The following is a 22,823-nucleotide window of genomic DNA, read 5'->3' on the forward strand; positions in this document are numbered from 1 at the left end:
TTAAATTTCTGTCGAGGTCGAAAGTGTGGGATTGAGGAGGTTATTAGTGTGGGTGAGGGCGATGGCTAGGGCATCGGCAGCATCGAGGGGAGGAGTTTCCCGCAGTCCGAGGAGGGCACGAACCATTTCTGCCACTTGGTTTTTGCCAGCAGCTCCCGTGCCGACCACGGACTGTTTAACCTTTCTCGGAGCGTACTCAAAAACCGGAATGGAGCAACTTGCGCAGGCCGCGATTGTGACCCCGCGTGCCGCTCCTAAGGTGATAGAGATTTTGAAATTTTGCATGTAGAAGATACCTTCGATCGCACAAACATCAGGTTTGAATTCCAAACAGATTTCTTCCATCCGTTGATGAATTCTCGACAAGCATAAAGAAACCTTGACGTTTTGCGGGTTCTTAATGACCCCATAAGCAAGAGCTTTCCAGCGGTTCCGTTCACCTTGGATAATTCCGAAGCCGGTACCTCGCAAAGAGGGGTCTACACCTAAAATTACCATGAAAGGTATAAGAAAACCGATAAACGGTGGTTTCGTCAATGGTCTTTCGTTGACTTTCAGCCTTAAAAAATCTAATTTCCATAATATTAATGGGTGAAGAGACTAAATCGAAGCAAGAAGGGCTCGTGGAGATTCAGGGAAAAACAATCCCGAGATCTCCTATTGCCGACTCCTTGGAAATTGAGATTGAGCCACTCACAGCGGATGGATTAACCATTGAAATAGGGGATTTGAAGGAAGAAACCCAGAAAAATATTTCATCCAGCCCCTCGAAAGAAAAATCGATAAATTCTTCTCCTGGTGATGATAGTAATGATAAATCAAAAATTCCTTCGGCCGGAAAAGTGATTGAATTTGCCCAAGCAGCAACACTCCAAAAACTCATCGAAATTAGTGATAAAATAAGCACCTTGGATAAGAATGTGAGCATTTCAAAAGATGAAATTGCCAAGGTGATCGAGAAATTTGATACAAAGATTGCAGCAGATAATCATTCCCGGGAAATGTTTTCCGCTATGCATACGGAATTAAAGAGTTATAAGGATGCCGCCCTTTTTGATATTTTTCATAAACCGTATCTTAAAGATATGGTTTTAGTTTACGATGATCTTTACCGGCTCCAGAAGAATGCAGAGTCATTAAAGGGTAAATTAAAAGAGTCTGACCTTGAAATAAGCAAGGAATTCAATAATCATGCGAATAATATTGATAATATTAAGGCGTTGCTTTTAGAAAGCCTGAACCGTATGGATGTCGAGATTATTGAAGATAAATCAGATGTCATTGATAAGCAGTATCATAAGGTGGTTAATACACGCAAAACGTCACTCCCTGAAGAGGATGGAAAAATTGCGGAAATTACCAATCATGGCTTCCGTTGGAAGGGCAAATTGCTCCGACATGAAGAAGTCATTGTATTTAAACAGGAATAAATATAGAAATGAATACGATAATTTGAACCAAAGTTCGTTATCTTGAGATTCTGGGAAAAAATATGTCTAAGCGTAAAGTCGTAGGAATAGATTTAGGGACCACGTTCTCCGCGATTGCCCATATTGATGAATATGGCAAGCCGCAGATTATTCCTAATGCTGAAAGTGAGCGGACGACCCCATCGGTTATTCTTTTCGAGGATAGTAATGTGATTGTAGGCAGTACAGCCAAAGCTTTAGCTGTCGCTGAACCGGAAAAGATTGTAGAATTTGTCAAACGCGAGATGGGCAAACCGCGTGAGGAATTTAACCGCGAGGTAGGAGCGATCAAATATTCTGCTGATGAACTTTCTGCCGTAATCCTTAAAAAGATGAAGAATGATGCGGAAAAATATCTCGCTGTGACAGTGACCGATGCAGTCATTACGGTTCCTGCCTATTTTAATGATGCCGAGCGTAATGCGACGATGAATGCAGGGAAAATTGCCGGATTGAATGTATTGCAGGTGATTAATGAACCAACAGCAGCGGCTTTGGCCTACGGGATTAATAAGCTGGGTAAAGACCAAACCGTCTTTGTTTTTGACCTTGGTGGGGGGACCTTTGACGTGACGATCATGAAAATCGATGGCGAACAAATCCGGATGGTCGCGACCAATGGAGACCACCGACTGGGCGGAAAAGACTGGGATGACAAAATTATTAATTATGTCGCCGAGGAATTTGATAAAACGCACGGGGAAAATCCGCTTCTTGATTTGCAAGCTTACCAAGATTTACAGTCCCGCTCCATCGCTGCAAAAATCCAGCTCACTAACCGTTCGAAGACCACAGTCGTCCATAGTCATAATGGCAAATCGGTAAAGGTAGACCTGAGTCTGGATCAATTTAATCAGATGTGCCAGGACTTGGTAGAGAAATGCCACATCCTTTGTGATATCGTCCTGATGGAAGCAAAAATGACATGGAAGGATATCGATACCGTTCTGCTCGTTGGCGGGATGACCCGTTGCCCAATGGTCCGGAATATGGTGAGGGAGTCCAGTGGGAAAGAACCATCCGAGGAAGTCAATCCTGACGAGGCGGTGGCCCTTGGTGCGGCCGTACAAAGTATGCTTTGCCACATCAAAGAGTCAGTGGACACGGGGTCTAATGAGGTCGCTCCTGAAACTATTAAACATTTTACGGGGTCATCGGGTGGTTTGATCCAGGTCACTAATATTACCTCCCATACTTTAGGAATCGTTTTGTGGAATGATGTAAACCATGAGGAATATGTATTCCCCATGATTGCGAAAATGACGAGTGTGCCTTGTGAGATTAAAAATACTTTCGGGACGGCCAGTGCGAATATGAAACGGGTCGTCGTCAAAGTCGTGGAAGGGGAGAGCACCGTGCCAGAGGAATGTACCAAGCTTGGAAATTGTGAGATTGAGCTGCCTGAGTATCTCCCGAAAGCCACTCCTGTCGAGGTGACTTATCGTTATAATAACAATCAAATTCTTGAAGTGACTGTCAAAGCACAGGATAAAATAGCCCATGCCGAGATCCACCGCTCCGGGGGCCTGAATGAAAAAGAAGTCGGTAAGGCACGCGAACATCTCACGTTGCTGAATGTCGCTTAGAAGGAGAGGGGTGAATAGTTTTCTATGGCGCTTCCTTATCCTCTAGCAGATGACCCCCGGAAATGGGATGGTTGGAAACTTTATAATTCAAATAACCTCTACGACCGGTTAGGTTTATCATATGAAGAGGCTCCCAGTGCCCAGTTAATTGAGGAGTGTTGCCGACAGTTACTGATGTGGTGGCAAAAAAAGCTTCCGCTCAAAAGCCAGCCGAATAATCCATTAGCCCAGCTCTTGGGACGCGCCATTGATGAGGCTCCCCGCTTGATCACCCAAGCCAAGGTCATTTTACTCGATCCCGACCAACGCGCCGTCCATGACCGGCAGATCCAGCAAAGTGCAAATGACAGCTCATTGGAGGAGTTTCAGAAATTTATCATTTTTGCCTTGTCGGATAAAAAACTCACACCGGCCGGGGAAAACGGATTGTATGGAATGGGGCAGAACTTAGGTTTGGCCGATGAACTGATAGGGCAGACGATAGAGGCAAATTTATTGGAGTTAGGGGCGGTTAGATTCGACCCGGAGGCTGCTGCTGTCGAAGCGATTGCTGAGGCCAATGCACGCACGGAAGCTTTGAAAGTCCAGCAGGCCACTTTGGTGGCGGGAACCGCATCGGCTCCTGCGGGGGCAAAGGCCAAAGATAATGGAGGGCAACCGGCTGCTCCCGCTGGACAACCGGATCCCGATGGATTTAAGGATTTGGTTGAACAGTGGAAAGAACGTTCCGAATGGGGTGAACTAGAGGACGAAGATAAAGATAAACTCATGAAATGGGCTGGAAACTTTAACCTGACTGCACCATGGGCCCAGGCGATCGTCGATGATGAAGAATATGATCCCGACGGTGAATCAAAAGCCAAAACGGCAGAAGAGGAACGCATAAAGAAGAAGGCGGCTTTAGCCAGTGCTGCCAGTCCGGTACAAAGTTATTCCCCCGAGCAGGAGAAGGCTCTTTATCCGCCGTATGTCAATGAGTTAGGCATGCAAATGATTTATATCCCCAGCTGCACCTTTAAAATGGGATGTAAATCCCCAGAGGCGGCCCATAATGAAGAGCCTGAATTCCAAGTCACATTAACGGGATATTACATTTCAAAATCGCCAGTGACATTTGCCCAGTTTGAACAGTTTTTGCCGACCCACAAATCCAAGCGCCCGGCTTGGGCTGATGACTCGCATCCGGCGGTCATGATGTCGTGGGAACAGGCCGGGAAATTTTGTGATTGGCTCAGTGTCAGGGAAAACAAAAAATATAAGTTGCTGACAGAAGCAGAATGGGAATATGCGGCCAAAGGCCCTCAAAATCGCCGTTATCCCTGGGGGGATAGTGATATAGCGGCGGCATTGGGAAATTTTGCCGATGCCTCTACAAATTTCCACTGGTCGGATCCAGTGATCAATGATGGGTTTGCTCAGAGCTCACCAATAGGCAGTTTTCCCTTGGGGAGTTCTCCATTTGGATGTGATGACATGGCCGGTAATGTCTGGGAATGGTGTAAAGATGTTTTAGCAGATTACAAAATATCTCCTCAGACTAATCCCTCTCCTTCGACGGGATCCCAGAAAATCATCCGTGGCGGTTCATGGAGGTCAAAAGCCACTAGCTTGAGGACAACAGCAAGGGCAGGGCAAATGCCCACTTATTTCGCAAATGATATAGGATTTCGAATTGCCTGCACAAGACCTGTGATTAAGTAACTGTAACTCACTGTAATTGCGTGTATTATATGCTTTAATAAAGATTTTCGCATTAAATGTTTTGATTTGACACATTTTGAATTAGAGGTTAATTCTGTCTTGAATTTTTTATTAGGAAACTATGATCATGAGAAGAATCATTTTAACATTATTTACCGCTTCAATCATGGTTATGATTGGGCAGGCAAATTTATTTGCACAGTCGTCACCGACGAATACTACAAAAACGGTGGATGTAAATTCGTTAAAGAGTTCAAATTGGCTTACTGAGAAGTACGCGAATGACAAATTACCCGGACCCAGTATCGGGGCCCGCGGAGGATATTACGCTTCCGAAAAACATACTTTCATCGTCGAAGAATGGGCGAATGTGCCACTTTTCCGTGAAGGGAATTTTATGGTGTCTTATAGTTACGACACATTTACACCGTTTCAAAAAGAAAACGGGGTGCATCAAGTGGCTCGTAATGATATGACCCAAGAGCTGAATCTGGAATACGATTTGAATGAACAGATCGCTTTGATGGGTGGTTTTGGCTGGGAACAATCCGATTTTATTGATGCCACAGGTGATTATACGGCCTATCGTGTTGGTGTCGGTGCTGGAACCCCCTACGTCAAGCGTTACACTGATAAACTGACATGGTCATTTATTGCCGGCCCGGCATTTGGAGTGGATAATGCCCAGGCAAATTGGTTCATGGACATATATGGATCCTATCAGATTTTTGATTTTAATTATTTAGCCTCTACAAAAAATTTGGCCAAACGCCCGTCATTGAATATCGAGGCACGCATGGAGAGTTACAATATGGACCTGACACGTTTTGGTCCGTATGTTAATGTCGGTCCGACGCTGAGTTTTATTTCGGCTAACGGGAATAAACTCGACTTTTTTGCACACTATGTGGGTAACGGTGGCAACCAGTTTAAAATGACAAATGATCAGGGTGCTTATTTGGGTTTTGCTGTTGATGCAATGAGGGAATATCCTTTTGGCACATTGCCTACGGACTGGCAAAATGGGGATGTGCTACCGAAGGTCTGGGGTTATTATGAAATGGGCTGGGGCCGGAGCGGGGATTATGTGACGAATTTCAAAATCAATGCACAGCTTTACCAGTTCCGCGTCGGGATCCCCTGGACTGCGTATGTCTGGTTCCAGCCCCGCCGTTATTGGGCTGGCGGTAAAAATGATGTCAGTAGTGCCCTTTATAATGTTGGTTTCGGATTAATGACCCCGATCACGCTGGATAATGGTTGGGATGTGATTGGCAACCGTATGCCAATGCAGTTGGGTTTTGAATTCTTCCACCGCAGTGACCACAGCATCAATCCATCGGCAACACAGGTGGCCAATAACAACAAAGGCCCTAACAATTCCAGCCGTTATGCTTGGCAGGGAAGTATGAATCAATTTCCCCGTGTCTTTTTTTCCACGGCCGGATGGGACTCCCCCTATGTTTATACTGAGATGTATAAGGAAAAACTTGCTTGGGTAAACACCTTGGACTGGCGTACGTCCATCGGTTATACGGTTGAATCGGCGAATGTAAGAGCCAAGAGCCCTATTAGTGCCGAGATCGGGATTCAATGGAATATAGTGACTGTTTACGGGTATGTGCCTTATGTCCGTGGTGGAGCCGGATACGGTGCTGTGTCTCCCGGTTATATGGGAGAGGTAGGGTTCCAACGCCCCGCCTACAAGATGTATATCCGCTACGAAAATGAAAATCTTTCCTCTGTCATTAGCGGTGGACGTGACAATGTATGGTATGGTGGCTTTAGCTTGAATCTCTAGGCTCGTCCCGTCCGATCATGGGGTAAATGGGTAAATACCGAGCTCTATCTGAATGACTATCCTCCCGCCGTGGGCTATTACAATGACGAGCCTATCCTTTTTTTCTTTATAAGAGGGTATTATTTGTAAAAGGCCAAGACAATCGCCCCGGCTACAGCGATAAGTGAGCCTGCCACGGTTGCTTGCCGAAATCTTTTTCCCCTTCGATCCAGGCGGCAAAGGGAATAGCCACTGCGGGTGTCAGTGCGACAATGGGCAGGACAATCCCCCGAGAGAGTGCTCTGCAAGGCCCATTGATAACAACTCACTCCTAATGCGGGACCAAAGAATGCATTGAGGATGAGAAGCCATTTTGCCTTTCGCCATTTATCGTGACTGGCACGGTTACGGAGTGTGGGCGATTGGATAGCATTCAATAAATGATCGCGGTTAACCCAAAGGAGAAACAGGCCGGTTAGGAGGATGCCCCAGTATAGCCTTGCCCGAAACCAAATGCCCAGAAAGCAAGCATGATCCAAGCGATACAAAGACGCCAGAAATTTGCTTCACTCCCCGAATGAAAGATCAGGGACATCCTCCGCCCGAAAATGGCAGAAAGTGTAAAAAAGACAGTGGTGAGGAATGATGCAAACATGGATTCCACGGGCATTCTTGCTACCCGTTACGGGAAGTCAAGTTTCCGTGGTTCATTCAATCATGAGAATATTTTTTCCGACTAGAATAACCGCTGGGATAAGCAAATAAATCCAAACGTGTCCTTTTGAAGAATAATCTAATATGAACCCACTTGCTTTTTGATGCTTGCCTGTCTAGGTTTTATTAATGGATTTAGATGATGTGCATATTGAAAAGGAGGTGGAAGCGATTTTCGTCCGTGCCCATATCGATACCGCCAAAGTAAATATCGATGTAGTGAATCGCAATGTCTATGTGGACGGTTTTTTCCATGTGTTTGATTATGCCCATCGCCAGCAGAGTGATAAGGAAGGGCATGAACTCCAAGATACCGGCACTTCCCAGAGTAATGCCAAAAAGCTCCTTCTTTTTATCGAACAACAAATCCGGGGTGTCTCTCAGGTAGGCAGCCTTCAGATGAAATTCCAAAACTGGCGCAAGACTTCTTCCGGTTGGACTGAAGTGGGTGGAAATTAAAGGGATTTTTTCGATCAAGGATATTAGGCAGGCCGGATACTTAAATGAAGTTTTGATTTTAGTTTTTACTGCTTACATCAAATATAACGGATCGACATCGACGGTAATCTGGACTGCATCTGGGGGGGTGAATTTTTTAAGGACTTCTTCGACATGGCCGATGAGTTTGAGGATGGCCGAGTCACGGAGCATAATCTGAAAACGGTAAAAGGTTTTCATCTTCGCCATAGGTGCCGGACTGGATTCCCCAATCAATGTTTTCGGAGGGGCAAGATGCTTGAGTTCCTTGTGGAGTGCATTGGCTGTAAATTCCGCTTTAGTTTCACTAATACTGCGGATGGTAATCAGGATGACATGGCTGGCGGGTGGGTAAAAGAGTGAGCGACGGAATCCGATTTCCTGTTCATAAAATCCGGCAAAATCGTGGTGCCGTGCAAATTGCACCGAAGGATGGAAGGGGGTAAAGGTTTGGACAATGACCTCGCCCTCGATATCTCCGCGTCCAGCCCGTCCGGCGACTTGCGTGAGAAGCTGGAAGGTGCGTTCACCTGCCCGGAAATCGGGGAGGTGTAGGCCCAAGTCTGCATTGAGGATGCCAACGAGGGTGACATTCGGAAAGTCTAATCCCTTGGCAATCATTTGTGTGCCCAGCAGGATATCTATTTTTCCAGTACGGAAGGCACCGAGGACTTCGCGGTAGGAATCTTTGCGGGTCATGGTGTCCGAGTCCATCCGTCGTATGCGTGCTTTTGGAAATAGTTTGGCTAAGGTATCTTCGACTTTTTCTGTGCCCATACCCGTATACCGGATGTCTGGTGCATGACATTCGGGGCAATCATGGGGCGGGGCGGTCTTATGCCCGCAGACATGGCAGGCGAGCAAATTGCTCTTGCGGTGGAAAGTCATGGAGACACTGCAATTTGGGCACATTTCGACATGGCCACATTTCGGGCAGACCATGGAGGTGGCGAATCCACGGCGGTTCAAGAAAAGGATGGATTGTTCAGCCTTGTCGAGTCGGGCTTGGATCGCATCGCGCAATTTGCCTGAGAAAATATGGATACCCTTTTGTTTCATCGCTTCTTGGCGCATGTCGATAATGCGGATGACAGGCATTTTCTTATTGTCGATACGCATGGGCATTTCGCAGAGATGATACTTTTTCTTTTCTGCATTATTAAATGATTCCATACTCGGGGTGGCCGAACCCAGGACGACGGTGGCTCCGAGCAATTTGCCCCGCATGACCGCGATATCCCGGGCATTGTAACGGGGGGCTTCTTCCTGTTTGTAAGTCGTCTCATGTTCCTCATCGACAATGAAGAGTCCGGGATTTTTCACGGGGGCAAAAACTGCAGAGCGCGCCCCGATCACGATCTGTGCGCGGCCTTCATGGATTTTGTGCCATTGGTCGTGGCGTTCCCCCGCCGAGAGATGGCTGTGGAGCACGGCCACTTGGGTGCCACTGTCCATGAAGCGGGATTTAAAATGATCAACTGTCTGTGGGGTCAGGGCTATTTCAGGAACCATAACGATGGCCCCTTTGCCTTGGCGCAGGCAATAATCAATAGCCTGGAGGTAAACCTCTGTTTTTCCGCTGCCAGTGACGCCATGCAGTAATATGACAGGGGGTTTCCCGTGGGAGATGGATTGGGAAATGACTTTGAGGGCTTCTTTTTGTTGGTCATTCAGGAGGAGGGGCGTAGTAGGGATAAAAGTTTCATTTTCAAACGGGTCGCGATCCTGTGTTTGCGGGGAGATATCGATCCAGCCGGCATCTTCTAGGGAATTGAGTGTGGAACGCCCGACAGAGAGAGTCTCCATCAGGTCGGCAAGGAAACTGCCTCCATGTGCTTGGAGATGGTGTAAAACGATTAATTGTTTATGAGATTTTTTTGGGAACCCCTTTTTAGCCTCTTCAGTCAGTGGTTTTTTTAAGGTGACAAAAAGTCTTTCCTTGTGGGCGGCATCGACCTTACGAACGGCCTCGGGCATCACACTGCGCAAGGCGGTTTCATAGGGACAACAGTAATATTCACCCATCCAGCGTGCAAGATTGAGCAGATGATGGTCGAGAAAAGGCCTTTTACCGATGACCTCTGTGATTGGTTTACATTCAGGATAATCAGGGTGAGAGAGCAGGCTTGAAACGTATCCTGTCAGGATTTGCCGTCCAAAGGGAACCCTCACTTTGCTCCCCACGAGGACAAGACCCTCCAAGGAGTCGGGAATCAGGTAATCAAATTCCCGTCCCAGATTTCTTTCGAGAACGACTTTAGCAAATTGCGCCATGAGAAGAGTAAAAGGGTAATGACTTAAATTGATGGGAGAAAGGAGAAAAAGTGAATTGGATAAATAGATAATTTATAAAAATATTGACAATATGAAGTACCTAAACCTATCATATTACTCATAATGCAAGTCATAAATATAAATAACCCATATATAAGGATACAAAACAATGAAAACTCAAAGAGAGATCGATGGGGGTTTTACCCTTGTCGAGATTATGATGGTCGTCGCGATCATCGCATTATTAATGGCAATAGCCATTCCAAACTTCGCACGGGCGAGGGAAGTAAGTAACGAAAACCGGTTTATCAATAATTTACGTGTTATTGGTGATGCCTTTGATATGTATACCGCAGATTATGGAGGGTATCCTCCTGACGGATTTCCGGCCTCGTGGAATAACCTTGATGGTATGAGGCCGTATTTGACACGGGTAAAGTGGACGGAGAATACTCCTATTGGTGGTACTTGGGATTGGGATAATAGTCAGACCTTTGGGATGGCAGGTGCTAGAGTCACAGGCATAACTGTGCATAGCCCTCCCCAAACATCAAACACTGGGCGGCAAACATTAGTGGAAATTGACAGGAAATTTGATAACGGGGATATCACAACTGGGGTATTTATCCAGAGGAACAATGGATCGGGTTATATCTACGTTCTGGCCAATGAATAATTCTTTTATTTTTAATAGGACGTTAAAACCTTTTAATCCTTGCAATTTATTCGGCTGAATATAAGGCTATGGAGTATTATGTCTGCCGTAAATGTCATTAATGTTAAAGATTTAAAGGAAATTCTCGATCAAAAATCCTCCATCCGATTGATTGATGTCCGCGAAGAAGATGAATATGCCATCGCCCGTATTCCAGGATCAGAACTCATCGCCTTGAGTCAATTTGCCAAACGTGCGCTCAATGAATTAGGGCCTGATGAAAAGATAGTGATCCATTGTCATCATGGGGGGCGCTCTATGCAAGCTTGTCTTTGGTTGTCCAAACAAGGTTTTAAGGACTTGACGAATGTGGAGGGCGGGATCGACGCTTGGTCGATTCAAATAGACTCTAAAGTGCCTCGATATTAACACTGAAAAATGAGTTCTTTCCTTTTATATCAGCCATTGGCAAGATACGCCTCTTAAAAATCATGACCTTTATCGAGAAAATATTTGATTTGCTGAAGCGCCATCCGAAACGGATTGTATTTCCTGAAGGCGATGACCCAGTGGTGATGAAAGCGGCTGAAGAGTTTGCCCGTATGAAGTTAGGTGCGCCCATTCTCTTGGGGAATCGGGACTTGATCCGACAGCATGCCGAGGAAAATGGATTGACCTTAAATCACGTCCGATTAATAGACCCTACGACTTCTACTGAACTTCCGGCTTTTACGGAAAGGATGAAAAAAATCGCCCGTTATCAATCAATGAATGACGAGGAAGTAGAAAAACTGATCATTAATCCTAATTATTTTGCTGCGATGATGGTGCAATATTCTAACGCGGATGGTTTTGTCGGTGGAAATACCATTACCACGGGGGCTCTATTGCGTCCGCTGATGGCACTGATTAAGCCATTGCCCCATATGAAAACTCTTTCGAGTTGTATGATTTTCGAAACACAGAATAAACAAATCGGCGACCACGGGGTGCTTTATCTTGCTGATTGTGGTATTATTCCAGAGCCTACAGTCGATGAGTTGGCAGATATCGGGCTTGAAACGGCAAATCTCGCCCGTCAAATGTCCGGTTTGGTTCCACGTGTGGCTTATTTGGCCTTCAGCACCAAGGGAAGTGCGAAACATAAAATGACTGAAAAGATGGCCGCCGCCGCCGCCCTGTGTAAACAAAAAGCCGAGGCAATTGCCTTCAAAATCGAAGTCGATGGTGAATTGCAGGTCGATACAGCTATTGATTGGGAAGCGGGCCAGGAAAAAGCACCAGATAGCACGGTTGCCGGGCAAGCCAATGTTCTGATTTTCCCTGATCTAAATGCGGGGAATATAGCCTCGAAACTCTTGAAGTCCGTTTCCGGTGCAAATGCTTATGGGCATATGATTCTAGGATTAGATCGTCCGGCTGCTGATATTAGCCGTGGATCCACATGGGAAGATGTCCTTGGGTTAGCCGCGCTTGTCGGCTTGCGTGCCGTCGAATATCATAAGCTTTACGAAGATCTCTACTAGACCAAAACAGACCATGAGACAGGAAATTAATTGGCGCACGAGGCGTACTGATAAAAGTGTTTACGAGGTCCGTGTATCGAGATGGTCCGGGGAAATGAAATTTCAATTTATGGAAAAGGGCTCTGATAATTGGGATTATGAGCGCGAGCCAGAGCTGCATGATTGGGAGGATTTGCTTGATGCCTTGGAGAGGCGGTATTCCCGCAAGCAGGCTACTGACCAGGAAATTACTTTCGTAAAAAACAAAATTATAGAGATTAAAAAAGATATGCCTCTTGCCGGTTAGTCCAGCGGCCTTTTCCAGATGGGGACCGTTTTTTTCATTTCATCAATGATCCATTGGCAGGCGGCGAATGCTTCTGCACGGTGTCCTGCACTAATACGGAGGTAGAGGGAGGGTTCGCCGGTTTTGACGAGTCCTATCCTGTGTTGCAGGTGGATTGTATTGATAGGCCAACATTTGAGCGCATCAAAGAAAAGACGGGAAAATTGCACACGAGCCATCTCCTCAAAACATTCATAATCGATTCCTTTGATTTGTTTTTCACCTTCTTTTGAACGCACGACACCTTGGAATTCAATAATCGCCCCTGATGAAGAATCATAAAAAGGCTGGGCCGACGTGATGGGTTCACGGGAAATAATCAAAGTGCAATTCTGTGGTAGGGTCAAATGCGACATAGGTGAAATTTAGCCGCCTTGCACCGGCGGCATGAGTGAAATAATGTCTCCATCCTGAAGCAGGTCGCCACGTTGTGCATATTCCGTCCCGTTGGCAATCAGGATTGATTTGTCCCATTCTGTGAGTTTTGGATATTGCTCGTAAACCAAAGTGAGTAAGTCCGAGATAGAGCTGTTCACTTCTAGGTTTCTTGAAATGGACTCGGCTTTGGTAATGTCTTTGAGATGGGCCCAAAAGTGAATGGTGACTGTCATGGTCGGAAAAATAACCTATTGTTTTGGTTTCAAGCGTATTTGCGGATCGCTGATTCTTTCAGTGTGGCGATGAATGGGAGGTTGCGGTAATAACCTTTATAATCAAGACCATAACCCACCACAAATTTATCGGCTATTTCAAAACCGGAGAAATCTGGTTCCACATACCGGACCCTTTCGACATTTTTTGTGAGCATCACGGCCGTTTTGATTTCCCTGGCTCCACGCATCGCGAGTTCCTCCCTGACACGTGAAAGAGTTAAACCCGTATCGAGAATATCATCAATAATGAGCACATCCAAATCCTGGACACTGAAATCATGATTTGTGAGGATATTGATGACCCCGGAAGACTCCGTATTGCCCTGATAACTCTGGGCGTAAAGGCATTCAACCCTCAATGGCATGTGGATTTGGCGGACTAAGTCAGTAAAAAACATCATACTGCCATTGAGGATGCTGATCACGGTTAGTGGCCGACCCTTATAGACTTTTTCGATTTGCTCTCCCATGATGACAACGGCTTTAAGGATATCTTTTTCGGAAAAAAGAATCTGGTCAATATCCTCAAGCATAGGGCAACCGATTAACGTTTACTGGAGACAGGGGTGGCTCCAATATCTTCGCGGACATTCTGCATCTCACGCTTCATCAAAAGTGCGACTGATGAAGCCGGTTGGAGGGGAATCGCTTGACCCCAGAGTTTGACCGCCTTCTGTAAATCATTTTTGTCTTTATAGATCAGGCCGGCATAATAATAAATGTATTGCCTCATTTCACGGTCAAAATGATCAGGAGCCTTCTCGATTAATTCCGCAAGCTTGAGAAAATCACTTTCGGACTCCGACTTTTTCCCGCAAAAGAATGGCAGGTTCCAATAATTAATGGCACGTACTAACCGGACATGGACATCTTCAGGCACTTTGTCGACGGCGGCATCCATGGTCTTCCCTCCTTTTTTGAGGTAGTCCAATGCTTTCGGGCCGAACCCTATATCCCGGCTGCGTAATGTATAAATACTGCCCAAATATACCATCACCAACATATTATCAGGATATTGGGCATGCATTTTTTCGAAGTCAGCCTCTGCTTGTAAGACGGATTTCTTATCTCCTTTGACTCCTTCATTGTGTAGCTTGATGGCCGCTTCCAAATCGGCTACAGGTGAATCCTGTACGGCACCCGCTATTTGCGAATCTTTGACCTCTGGGACATTTCCATAAAGTGTGGAGACCAGAAATAGGAGAGAGAAAAACAATGATACGTGTTTCATCAGGATGACAGTCTATGGGGGAGAAACGGGTTCGCCAAGCTTTTTTCTTGCTCTCGTGCGTAAGCCGATATTCCCCGGTCTTTTCAGGCAGAAAACTCTAAAGCCCTAAGAGTTTTGGATCAGGCAATCCCCAGCTCTTCGAGAGCCTTATATATTCTTCTTGGGGGAGTTGCACCAGAACTGGTTTACCTACGGGATCGAGCCAGCGGAGCAAGGTCTCGATATTATTCACAGGCATGACTGTGCACCCTGCACTGGGAATATTTTCCCCGCGTTGAAAATGGAAGAAAATAGCACTCCCCATGCCGGGCTTGGCATCGGGATAATTGTGCTCAATCAAAATACGCCAAGTATAAGTGGGGTCTTCCGGTTTCATCCTCTGATCTTTGAACCATGCTGGTGGATTTGCGGGATTAATGCGGATGATATGGTTATAATTTGGCAGCTTAGGATTATCGATCCAAGCATCGGAGGTGGTCACTTGATAGAAAGGCCAGTTTTCAGCACCCTTGAGCGGTTTAGCTTGGTTACTGTAAACAGTGCCTATTTTAAAAATGCCAGCTGGTGCGCGTTTGTCGCGCTCGACTTTTTGGATTCCTTTTTGTGGGGGATTGATTCCGATTCCCCAAGCTAATCCGTTTTTACCGTAAATAACACGCCACGGGCCATTTGAGACTTTCCATTCCCCATTATTCTGTTTGTCCAAAAGCCATAATTTCCCGGTCACGGAGTTCCAAGTATCAGCGATTGATACTGCTACTTGGTCACCTGGAATGAGCGGGGTGGCTTTAACAGCTTGCCCGGAGGCACCTGTCGATATGAGCAAGAGGCCAGCAAAAGCAAATAGGGCCGTTCTCATGGATTTAGGGTGTCTTAGCAGGGATAAAACTTTCAACTGGTGCTTTAACAACAGATGTTTGGGGGGCCGGTGCTGCGGCTTGAGGCATATTTGCGATGGGAGCGGGCGTGGTAGGTGCCGTTGTTTTATTAACGGTGGATGAAGCTATCGTTGTCACTTTTTCTTTTGAAATTGATTGTTTGGTGAAGTCATTTTTTGCGGTTTTTGGCATGACAGCCCCCATATAAGGATAAATCGTTACCGGAGTGCCGATACCTGTAACACTGTAGATATTTGCAGCCATCACATCAGGTAATCTCACACATCCATGGGAATCGGCGCGTCCAGGAAGGTATCCAGCATGGAATCCAATGCCTGTAAATGTCAAACGTTGGAAATGGGGCATGGAGGCTGGCCGATAGTAGCACCCTGAGGGAACAGCACTGGAGGGAGTTGCATCATGATTTACCACAGCACCAGTCTCCGAGTTTACAACACATCCATAAAGATTTGATTTATGATCGACTTTTTTGTTGACGATTTTGTAGTATCCCGCTGGCGTGTCATGACCTTGTTTCCCCGTGCTGACTTCTGTTTCTGCGATGATTTCTCCACCCCTCCAGACGAACATTCTTTGCTCGGCAATAAAGATCTCCACCTTTACCGGTCCTGCTGTTAGAACTTCCGGTGTCCAAGTCCAAGTCGGCTGGTGTGCGGGTTTATAAACTTTTACCATCTTTGTTTTCCCGGCCTTCTTTGCCTCTTCTAATTGGCGTTCTTTGGTCTTAATATCCGTATAAGTAACAGGGCCTTGAACAGTTCTCTGTTTAGTGCTTTGAGCATAGATACCTGTGGTTTGCACTAGAAAAATCAGTGCAAAAATCGCTCCAGCTACAGGTAGATATTTATTTTTTTTCATAAGATAAGTCGCTCAAAGGTGTGTTTAGAGCACGTTAAGATAGCAGTTTTTATCAAATTATCAAGTCAAGACACAGCTTTAAAATCAATTTGTTGTTTAAATAGGTCTACCTTAGATACAACCACCTTGATTTTTTGGCCAACCTTATATATCTTTTTGGTTGACTTACCCCGTAGGAGGTTCCGGGCCTCATCAAGTATATAAAAATCATCATCCAAATCGGAAAGATGGATCAAACCACTGAGGATAAACTCGGGCAGCTCCACAAAGAAGCCATAATTGCGGATTTCCGTGATCATGGCGTCAAAGGATTGTTTTTTAGAAGATTCCGCCTGCATCAGGAAAAATTGCAATTTTTTCAGCTTAACAGATTCCATCTCAGCTTCAGCTGCTACACGTTCAGTCGCCGAGATGTGTAGGGCTACCGGCCCGATTGTTGCAGCAGTATAAGGGGCCGGTTTGCCCCTCACGATACTTTCACAGACCCGGTGAACGATCAGGTCGGAATAACGGCGGATGGGTGAGGTAAAATGGGTGTAATTGACTTTGGCTAGTCCATAATGCCCGAGAGCCTTGGTCGCGTAACAAGCACGTTTCAGAGATTTGAGGAATCCAAGCTTCATTCCGTATTCTTCCGGCGTGCCTTTAATTGATTGGAGGAATTTCTGCACTTCCCCTTTGACGCTGAGGTCACCGACCTTGTAACCGCTGGCAATGGCCGTCTCCCGGAAATCGGCGAGTTTTTCGGCGTCCGGTTTTTCATGGATCCGGTAAACACAGGGTAAATTACGGTTCTTGAACTCCAAGGCCGTTACCTCGTTGGCCGCAAGCATGAATTCTTCAATGAGTTGATGCGAAATGTCGTTTTCGACCTTTTCGATTTTTACCGGGACCCCGTCTTCGTTCACCCAGACTTTGACCTCGGGGAATTCCAAATCCAGACTCCCTTGTGAAAAACGTAATTTGCGCAGGATGGACGCCAGTGCCCACATATCTTTGAGCTTGTCCTTGATTTCATCGAGGGTGACGGGGCGTTTAGGCTGGCTGATGGTGTCCTTGTCCATTTTATATTGGAAGGGATTTTCAGGGAGTTCACTGGCTCCATCCAGCAGGGCAAAAGCTTGTTTGTATGTCAGGCGCTTTGATGAACAAATGACGGATTCGTCGAATTCATAATTTTTAATATGCCCAGCTTTTGAAAAGGTGATGAAGGCACTTTTAACGAGGCGGTCCACCCCTTCCTTGAGTGAGCACAGGCCGTTGCTCAACCGTTCGGGTAACATCGGGATGACGCGGTCTGCCAAATACACGCTATTCCCGCGTTTCTGGGCTTCCTTGTCTAATTCCCCCCCCATCCGGACATAATGAGATACATCAGCGATATGCACCCCGAGTAGCCAATCACCATTTTTGAGACGTTCCACCTGGACGGCGTCGTCATAATCCTTTGCATCATCGGGATCGATCGTAATGATGAATTCATGGCGCAAGTCGCGGCGTGAACGCGAGATGGATTCCGGCACCACTGGATCAAATTGCGCAGCTTCCTCGAGCACTGATTCAGGAAATTCTGTCGGCAGATCGTGCTTGCGGATAATCGCCAGGATATCAATGCGGGGATCGTCGGCTGACCCGAGGATCTCTGTGATCTCACCTTCGGGATTGATGTGGCGGTGTTCCCATTCGGCCAGCTTCACGACGACCTTGTCCCCGATATTGCCGGACTTTGGCTGGGGGACATAGACGTCGATGGCGATGCGGGGATCATCAGGGACGACATAGAAAAAGTTCTTCGATTTCTGGAGGGTCCCGACGATCTGGGTGCGGACACGTTCGAGTATTTTAATCACGCGCCCCTCTGGCTTGCGCTCCTCACCGGGCTTAGGCATGACGATTTTGCCTTTTCGGTACTGAGGGCTGGAGGTGCGGTTTATGCGGATGAGGACTTTATCCTTGTGCATGGCTGTAGCCGTGTCTGCCGGGGCGATATAGATATCCTGTTGTTTTTTGGTCCCAGGCTCCGCATCAGCCACGACATAAGCGAAGCCTTTTTCATTCATCAGGATCGTCCCAGCCACGAGATCCGCATTTGAGGGCAGGCAATAACGCCCCTTTTTCAGGAGAACAATCTGGCCTGAGTCCTCCAGCTCTTGGAGCGATTTGCGCAACTGGCCTTTTTGGTCGACTGTAATCCCCAGCTTATGTGCTATCTGGTTTTTGTCGAGGGGCTGGAATTTCGGTGAAAGGAAAATGTCGAGGAGTCGTTTATGGAGATCCATGTTGATCCATTATTGCAGGACGAAGGATAAATTGCTAACACTTTTATTCAATGATCCGTGAAATTTCAGCGACAGAAGCTTTTCAGTGGCGCGAGCAATTTGCTCGGAGTGAAGGATTTTGCTTTTTAGACAGTTCCTTACGTGAATCGTTATGGGGCCGTTACTCGCTGGTCAGTGCTTCCCCTGTGGACCGGATGGAAGGGGATATTTCCGATATTTCAAAAATCGAAGTCGCCCTTGCGCAATTTGCACGGGAGGGCGAACGAGACCTGCCATTCCCGGTGGGTGCTCTGATTGGTTCTATTGATTACGAAGGGGGTTTTACTTTTGGCGTTTATCCCTGGGCTGTGATCACCGACCATCACTTGGAGAAGAATTGGTTTGTCGGCCCAGAACCGGTTCTCAGGCCCCGGGGATCGCAAAACACCCAGCATGATCCCGTCCCAGACGGCAAATGGACCTCTAGTTTCTCCCCGTGTGAATACGAGGCTGGAGTCAGGAGGATTCATGAATATATCCGCGCCGGGGATATTTATCAGGTGAATCTCTGCCAGCGATTCAGCCGACCTTGGGACGGGAGCAATTTGCGTGAACTCTATCAGAATTTGCGCGAAATCAGCCCGGCATCATTCTCCGGGTTTCTCGATCAGGGGAGCCGCCAGATCCTTTCCTCTTCACCCGAGCTTTTTCTGAAGATGTCCGGACGGCATTGCCTCACACGCCCGATTAAAGGAACACGTCCCCGTTTCGCAGATGCGATCCGTGATGAACAGTCCGCTTTCGAGCTGATCCGCAGTGAGAAAGACTTAGCGGAACTCATCATGATTACCGATCTCGAACGTAATGACCTCGGGCAATTTTGCGAACACGGCAGCGTGAAAGTCACCGATCTGGTGAAGCTTGAGAAATTTGCCCAGGTTTTCCACCTAGTTTCCACGGTCGAGGGCATCGCTACTCAAACCGTTTCCCAGCCACGCGCTTTGCAATTTATTTTTCCAGGCGGCTCCATTACCGGCGCACCGAAAAAAAGGGCGATGGAGATTATTCGCGAACTTGAATCTACTCCGCGTGGCCTTTACACGGGAGCGATCGGCTATTTCGGTTTTAATGGTGAATCCGCTTTTAATATAGCGATCCGGTCTTTGGTTTATGAAAAAGGGATGCTTCATTTTGGAGTGGGTGCGGGTATTACGATCGACTCCGACCCTGAACGTGAATATGAGGAAACCCTCCATAAGGCCAAAGGCATGATGATTGCCTGCGAGAGGACGCTTGGATCAGGTGTCCCGGACAGGCAAAAGGAACACATCCTATGATTTTGGAATATTCCCCGCGTAAAAAAGACCTGATCTCTCCCGCTGACCGTGGTTTCCTGTACGGGGATGGGGTTTTTGAAACCCTGAGGATTTATCAGGGTGCACCCTTCGGTTTGGAGGCCCATCTAGAGCTTTTGGTTGCTGGTTTAAAGACACTCGGAATCAAGATCCCCCATACCCCAAAACTGATCGGGGGCAATTTGCTGCGCGTGATTAAAAGCTCGAAGATCCGGGACGGGTTCGCCCGGGTAATCGTGACACGGGGAGAATCTACCTTAGGGCTGGGGACAATAAATTGCCAAGATCCGAAAGTCATTCTCTGGGCCCAGCCCGCGCCATTTGCCCGGCAGACAAAGGGATTAAAGGTCGGGCTCAGTTCACTCGTCCTCGCCGTGAATAAAATAGCTGCGGTCAAAAGCTTGAATTACCTCGTAAATCTCATGGCGAAACAAGAGGCCGAAAAAGCTAGGCTCGACGAAATGATCCTTTGTAATCCCAGAGGCGGAATACTCTCCGGCACCGCTGCAAACCTTTTCCTGGTTTCTAAAGGCAAATTGCTCACGCCGTCGGCGGTATCCATCCGCTCCGGAGTCACGCGCGGGGTGGTGATGCAAATTGCGCGCCGCCTAAAAATCCCTGTCCTCGAAAAGAATCTCACGGTGAAAGATGTCCTCTCGGCTGATGAGCTCTTTTTTACCAGCAGCGTCTCCGAAATCCGTTGGGCGGAGTCCTTCGTTTCCGGACCCCGGGTCAAAAAATTCCAGACGGTCATCTCCAGTAAAATATTTCAAGATTACAGGGATCGTGTCGCGGGAAGTGGAGGGGGGGGGTGAAACTACTTTCCAGCCAGTGCCTTGTCGATTGCGGCAGTGATCTCGGGGGAGTCAGGTGTCACGGTGGGCTCAAAACGGGCGATGATTGTGCCGTCTGTGCCGATCAAGAATTTGCCGAAGTTCCATTTAATATCCCCGGGGAAAGGGGAGCTCGGCCCGGCTAGGATATTGTAGAGCGGGGCTCGGTTGGCGCCATTCACGTCGAGTTTTTCAAAAAGGGGAAATGTCACTCCGTAGTTTTTCTCGCAGAAGGACTGGATTTCGGTGGCTGTACCGGGTTCTTGCCCCGCAAATTGATTACAAGGGAATCCTAGGATGACAAATCCTTTATCCTTGTTATTCTGGTAGAGGGTTTCCAAACCTTTATATTGTGGGGTCAGTCCGCATTTGCTGGCGACATTCACGATTAAAAGGACTTTACCTTTGTACTCAGAGAGTTTGACGGGTTTACCGTCGAGGGAGGCGACGGTGAGGTCGTAGATGGATTCTGCTTGGGAGAGGGTGGTGGACATAATGAGGGCAATTAAGAGGGTTTGAAGGGTTTTGATCACGGGAGGGCAATAAACGCGTGAAATACTGATTTGTCAAATGCCTCACTCCTCCTTCTCCCCCATAATGATCCCCTCAAGGGCGGGCTGAAAGATCAAAGAAGGACGGCTTGAATCTTTTGGCCGGAGGGTGCAATTTATTATCCAAGATGTCAGAACTCCGTGCCCTATTTATTGACCTGAATTCCTACTTCGCCTCGGTGGAGCAGGATTTGCGGCCTGAATTGCGCGGGAAACCCGTGGGAGTGGTTCCTTCCATGGTGGATACGACGTGTTGTATCGCCGCGAGTATCCAAGCGAAAAAATACGGGGTCAAAACCGGGACGATGGTTCGTGATGCCAAAAGGCTTTGCCCCGGCATCATCCTGCTTGAGTCCCGCCCCCACAAATATGTCCAATACCATCAAGCCATCGTCGAGGCGGTGAACCGGATTCTCCCCGTGGCGGAGGTCCTCTCCATTGATGAAATGGTCTGTGATTTGAGTGGGAGTCATACCCAGATCGAAAAAGCGATTGAACTTGCCCGCGCCATAAAAAACTCCATCCGGGAAAATGCCGGGGAGACTTTGAGTTGTTCCATCGGCATCGCATCGAACCGGATGCTCTCGAAGCTCGCCAGTGACATGGAAAAGCCCGACGGACTGGTCATTATCCGGAAAGAAGAGTTACCGCAAAGGATGTTCGGCCTGGGTCTGCGTGATTTTAAAGGCATCGGATCGAATATGGAGAAACGTTTCCATCGCGCGGGCATTTTTACTGTGGAACAAATGTATGCGCTCGAACGCCATGAGCTGCGCCGTATCTGGGGCGGGGTCGTGGGTGAACGCTGGTATTATCAGATCCGGGGTGAAGTCGTCCCCGCGGAACCCACCCAGAACCGCACGATTGGTCATTCCCATGTGCTGGAACCGGCCATGCGGCATGAGGGCGGGGCCCGGGCCGTATTGGAAAGGCTGCTTTTTAAGGCGGCGGCCCGGTTACGGGATAAAAAGTATTTTACGACGCGTATGGTCGTCTGGGTCAAAAGCTTGGAGGGACGTCAGAAATCGCTCTGGTCGCAAGATGTGAGGTTTGCGCCGTGCGCAGACACCCCGACATTTATCTCGGCATTCAAGCAGGCTTGGGAAAAACGACCGGAAGACCTAGCCCCGTACACCGTGGGGGTTTCATTTTATGAGCTGACCAGTGAAGACCATGAGACACTCCCAGTTTTCGAGCAGGAAGGCAAATTGCTCAAGCTCTCCCGCGCCGTCGATCAGCTCAATATCTCCTTGGGCAAACACAAAGTCTATTTCGCAGGAGCCCACACCGCCCTCGACAGCGCCCCCATGCGCATCGCCTTCCGTTCCATCCCCGATCTGGGTAAGGAAGAGAAAATGTAGGAGATCATTGATTAAGTTATAATCTATAAGGAGTAAGGACAGTGAACGGAAAACTCCTCGGAAAAACTTTGTTGAAAAGGGCGGGGTGAATAGTTATTCTTTGAATGAAGAAATTGTTCTTTGAACTCTGAAATGACGCTCTCAGAACCCCGCACGTTAATCGTGTAGCGCAAGCGGCCCTGCTTGCCTCCGATGTAATTGAGGATGATGAACTCAGGGCGGCGCAAATTGCTTCCACTGGAGGGACGAGTTTCACCTCGTCCGTAGTCTGTAACCTCCGTTTCCCCGGCCAATACTTCGACGCGGAAACCGGCCTC

Annotated in this window: 25 protein-coding genes; 12 read left to right on the forward strand and 13 right to left on the reverse strand. The window is 47.5% G+C overall.

Annotation, left to right across the window (positions count from 1 at the left end):
• Positions 1 to 498: a crossover junction endodeoxyribonuclease RuvC gene (gene ruvC, locus SGI98_11490; GenBank protein MDZ4744025.1), complete on the reverse strand. Its 498-nt coding sequence runs from the start codon at positions 496 to 498 to the stop codon at positions 1 to 3.
• Positions 499 to 587: 89 nt separating this feature from the next.
• On the opposite strand from ruvC, the gene grpE reads away from it, so the two are divergent.
• From grpE to SGI98_11510, 4 genes are all read left to right on the forward strand, one after another.
• Positions 588 to 1,430, forward strand: a complete 843-nt coding sequence (gene grpE / locus SGI98_11495; protein ID MDZ4744026.1) for a nucleotide exchange factor GrpE — start codon at positions 588 to 590, stop codon at positions 1,428 to 1,430.
• Between the two features lie 62 nt (positions 1,431 to 1,492).
• Complete coding sequence (locus SGI98_11500) at positions 1,493 to 3,055, forward strand: Hsp70 family protein (protein MDZ4744027.1); 1,563 nt, start codon at positions 1,493 to 1,495, stop codon at positions 3,053 to 3,055.
• Positions 3,056 to 3,079: 24 nt separating this feature from the next.
• Complete coding sequence (locus tag SGI98_11505; protein MDZ4744028.1) at positions 3,080 to 4,756, forward strand: SUMF1/EgtB/PvdO family nonheme iron enzyme; 1,677 nt, start codon at positions 3,080 to 3,082, stop codon at positions 4,754 to 4,756.
• 127 nt (positions 4,757 to 4,883) lie between these two features.
• Positions 4,884 to 6,557 (forward strand): hypothetical protein, encoded by a 1,674-nt coding sequence (locus SGI98_11510; GenBank protein ID MDZ4744029.1) that lies wholly within the window; start codon positions 4,884 to 4,886, stop codon positions 6,555 to 6,557.
• 119 nt (positions 6,558 to 6,676) lie between these two features.
• Here SGI98_11510 and SGI98_11515 read toward each other — a convergent pair whose 3' ends face one another.
• Together SGI98_11515 and SGI98_11520 are read right to left on the reverse strand one after the other, a co-directional pair.
• A complete protein-coding gene (locus SGI98_11515; protein MDZ4744030.1) occupies positions 6,677 to 6,973 on the reverse strand; it encodes a hypothetical protein in 297 nt (98 codons plus the stop codon).
• A gap of 38 nt (positions 6,974 to 7,011) precedes the next feature.
• On the reverse strand, positions 7,012 to 7,191 hold the full coding sequence (locus tag SGI98_11520; protein ID MDZ4744031.1) for a hypothetical protein: 180 nt from the start codon (positions 7,189 to 7,191) through the stop codon (positions 7,012 to 7,014).
• Positions 7,192 to 7,379: 188 nt separating this feature from the next.
• Here SGI98_11520 and SGI98_11525 point away from each other — a divergent pair, with 188 nt between their 5' ends.
• Entirely contained in the window at positions 7,380 to 7,709 is a 330-nt protein-coding gene (locus SGI98_11525; GenBank protein MDZ4744032.1) for a hypothetical protein, read from the forward strand.
• Positions 7,710 to 7,781: 72 nt separating this feature from the next.
• On the opposite strand, the gene priA is transcribed toward SGI98_11525, so the two are convergent.
• Positions 7,782 to 10,001, reverse strand: coding sequence for a primosomal protein N' (gene priA, locus SGI98_11530; GenBank protein ID MDZ4744033.1), 2,220 nt, complete (start codon positions 9,999 to 10,001; stop codon positions 7,782 to 7,784).
• 169 nt (positions 10,002 to 10,170) lie between these two features.
• Here priA and SGI98_11535 point away from each other — a divergent pair, with 169 nt between their 5' ends.
• The 4 genes from SGI98_11535 to SGI98_11550 all read left to right on the forward strand — a co-directional run bounded on the left by SGI98_11535 (position 10,171) and on the right by SGI98_11550 (position 12,468).
• Complete coding sequence (locus SGI98_11535) at positions 10,171 to 10,677, forward strand: type II secretion system protein (GenBank protein MDZ4744034.1); 507 nt, start codon at positions 10,171 to 10,173, stop codon at positions 10,675 to 10,677.
• A gap of 78 nt (positions 10,678 to 10,755) precedes the next feature.
• Entirely contained in the window at positions 10,756 to 11,085 is a 330-nt protein-coding gene (locus tag SGI98_11540; GenBank protein MDZ4744035.1) for a rhodanese-like domain-containing protein, read from the forward strand.
• Positions 11,086 to 11,147: 62 nt separating this feature from the next.
• On the forward strand, positions 11,148 to 12,182 hold the full coding sequence (locus SGI98_11545; GenBank protein ID MDZ4744036.1) for a phosphate acyltransferase: 1,035 nt from the start codon (positions 11,148 to 11,150) through the stop codon (positions 12,180 to 12,182).
• A gap of 94 nt (positions 12,183 to 12,276) precedes the next feature.
• The gene (locus SGI98_11550) at positions 12,277 to 12,468 is read left to right on the forward strand and encodes a hypothetical protein (GenBank protein MDZ4744037.1); all 192 of its coding nucleotides are present in this window, start codon (positions 12,277 to 12,279) and stop codon (positions 12,466 to 12,468) included.
• Here the strand turns inward: SGI98_11550 and SGI98_11555 are convergent.
• From SGI98_11555 to rnr, 7 genes are all read right to left on the reverse strand, one after another.
• The gene (locus SGI98_11555) at positions 12,465 to 12,863 is read right to left on the reverse strand and encodes a molybdenum cofactor biosynthesis protein MoaE (GenBank protein ID MDZ4744038.1); all 399 of its coding nucleotides are present in this window, start codon (positions 12,861 to 12,863) and stop codon (positions 12,465 to 12,467) included. The two genes, SGI98_11550 and SGI98_11555, sit on opposite strands and share 4 nt — an antisense overlap.
• 9 nt (positions 12,864 to 12,872) lie before the next feature.
• A complete protein-coding gene (locus SGI98_11560) occupies positions 12,873 to 13,118 on the reverse strand; it encodes a MoaD/ThiS family protein (GenBank protein MDZ4744039.1) in 246 nt (81 codons plus the stop codon).
• 29 nt (positions 13,119 to 13,147) lie between these two features.
• Positions 13,148 to 13,693, reverse strand: coding sequence for a hypoxanthine phosphoribosyltransferase (gene hpt, locus SGI98_11565; protein ID MDZ4744040.1), 546 nt, complete (start codon positions 13,691 to 13,693; stop codon positions 13,148 to 13,150).
• A gap of 11 nt (positions 13,694 to 13,704) precedes the next feature.
• A complete protein-coding gene (locus SGI98_11570; GenBank protein MDZ4744041.1) occupies positions 13,705 to 14,391 on the reverse strand; it encodes a hypothetical protein in 687 nt (228 codons plus the stop codon).
• 97 nt (positions 14,392 to 14,488) lie between these two features.
• Entirely contained in the window at positions 14,489 to 15,250 is a 762-nt protein-coding gene (locus SGI98_11575) for a L,D-transpeptidase family protein (GenBank protein ID MDZ4744042.1), read from the reverse strand.
• Positions 15,251 to 15,254: 4 nt separating this feature from the next.
• A complete protein-coding gene (locus SGI98_11580) occupies positions 15,255 to 16,148 on the reverse strand; it encodes a L,D-transpeptidase family protein (GenBank protein ID MDZ4744043.1) in 894 nt (297 codons plus the stop codon).
• 65 nt (positions 16,149 to 16,213) lie between these two features.
• Complete coding sequence (rnr, locus tag SGI98_11585; GenBank protein MDZ4744044.1) at positions 16,214 to 18,427, reverse strand: ribonuclease R; 2,214 nt, start codon at positions 18,425 to 18,427, stop codon at positions 16,214 to 16,216.
• Between the two features lie 50 nt (positions 18,428 to 18,477).
• Between rnr and SGI98_11590 the strand changes: the two genes are divergently transcribed.
• Both SGI98_11590 and SGI98_11595 read left to right on the forward strand, forming a co-directional pair.
• The gene (locus tag SGI98_11590) at positions 18,478 to 19,743 is read left to right on the forward strand and encodes an anthranilate synthase component I family protein (GenBank protein ID MDZ4744045.1); all 1,266 of its coding nucleotides are present in this window, start codon (positions 18,478 to 18,480) and stop codon (positions 19,741 to 19,743) included.
• Positions 19,740 to 20,576, forward strand: a complete 837-nt coding sequence (locus SGI98_11595; protein ID MDZ4744046.1) for an aminotransferase class IV — start codon at positions 19,740 to 19,742, stop codon at positions 20,574 to 20,576. The genes SGI98_11590 and SGI98_11595 overlap by 4 nt, the downstream gene beginning before the upstream one ends.
• 2 nt (positions 20,577 to 20,578) lie before the next feature.
• Here SGI98_11595 and SGI98_11600 read toward each other — a convergent pair whose 3' ends face one another.
• Positions 20,579 to 21,088: a glutathione peroxidase gene (locus SGI98_11600; GenBank protein ID MDZ4744047.1), complete on the reverse strand. Its 510-nt coding sequence runs from the start codon at positions 21,086 to 21,088 to the stop codon at positions 20,579 to 20,581.
• A 185-nt stretch (positions 21,089 to 21,273) separates the two neighbouring features.
• On the opposite strand from SGI98_11600, the gene SGI98_11605 reads away from it, so the two are divergent.
• Complete coding sequence (locus SGI98_11605) at positions 21,274 to 22,506, forward strand: DNA polymerase (GenBank protein ID MDZ4744048.1); 1,233 nt, start codon at positions 21,274 to 21,276, stop codon at positions 22,504 to 22,506.
• Between the two features lie 23 nt (positions 22,507 to 22,529).
• Here SGI98_11605 and SGI98_11610 read toward each other — a convergent pair.
• A partial coding sequence (locus SGI98_11610) for a hypothetical protein (GenBank protein ID MDZ4744049.1) occupies positions 22,530 to 22,823 on the reverse strand: 294 nt, incomplete at its 5' end.

Source organism: Verrucomicrobiota bacterium, assembly GCA_034440155.1.
Lineage (GTDB): Bacteria > Verrucomicrobiota > Verrucomicrobiia > JAWXBN01 > JAWXBN01 > JAWXBN01.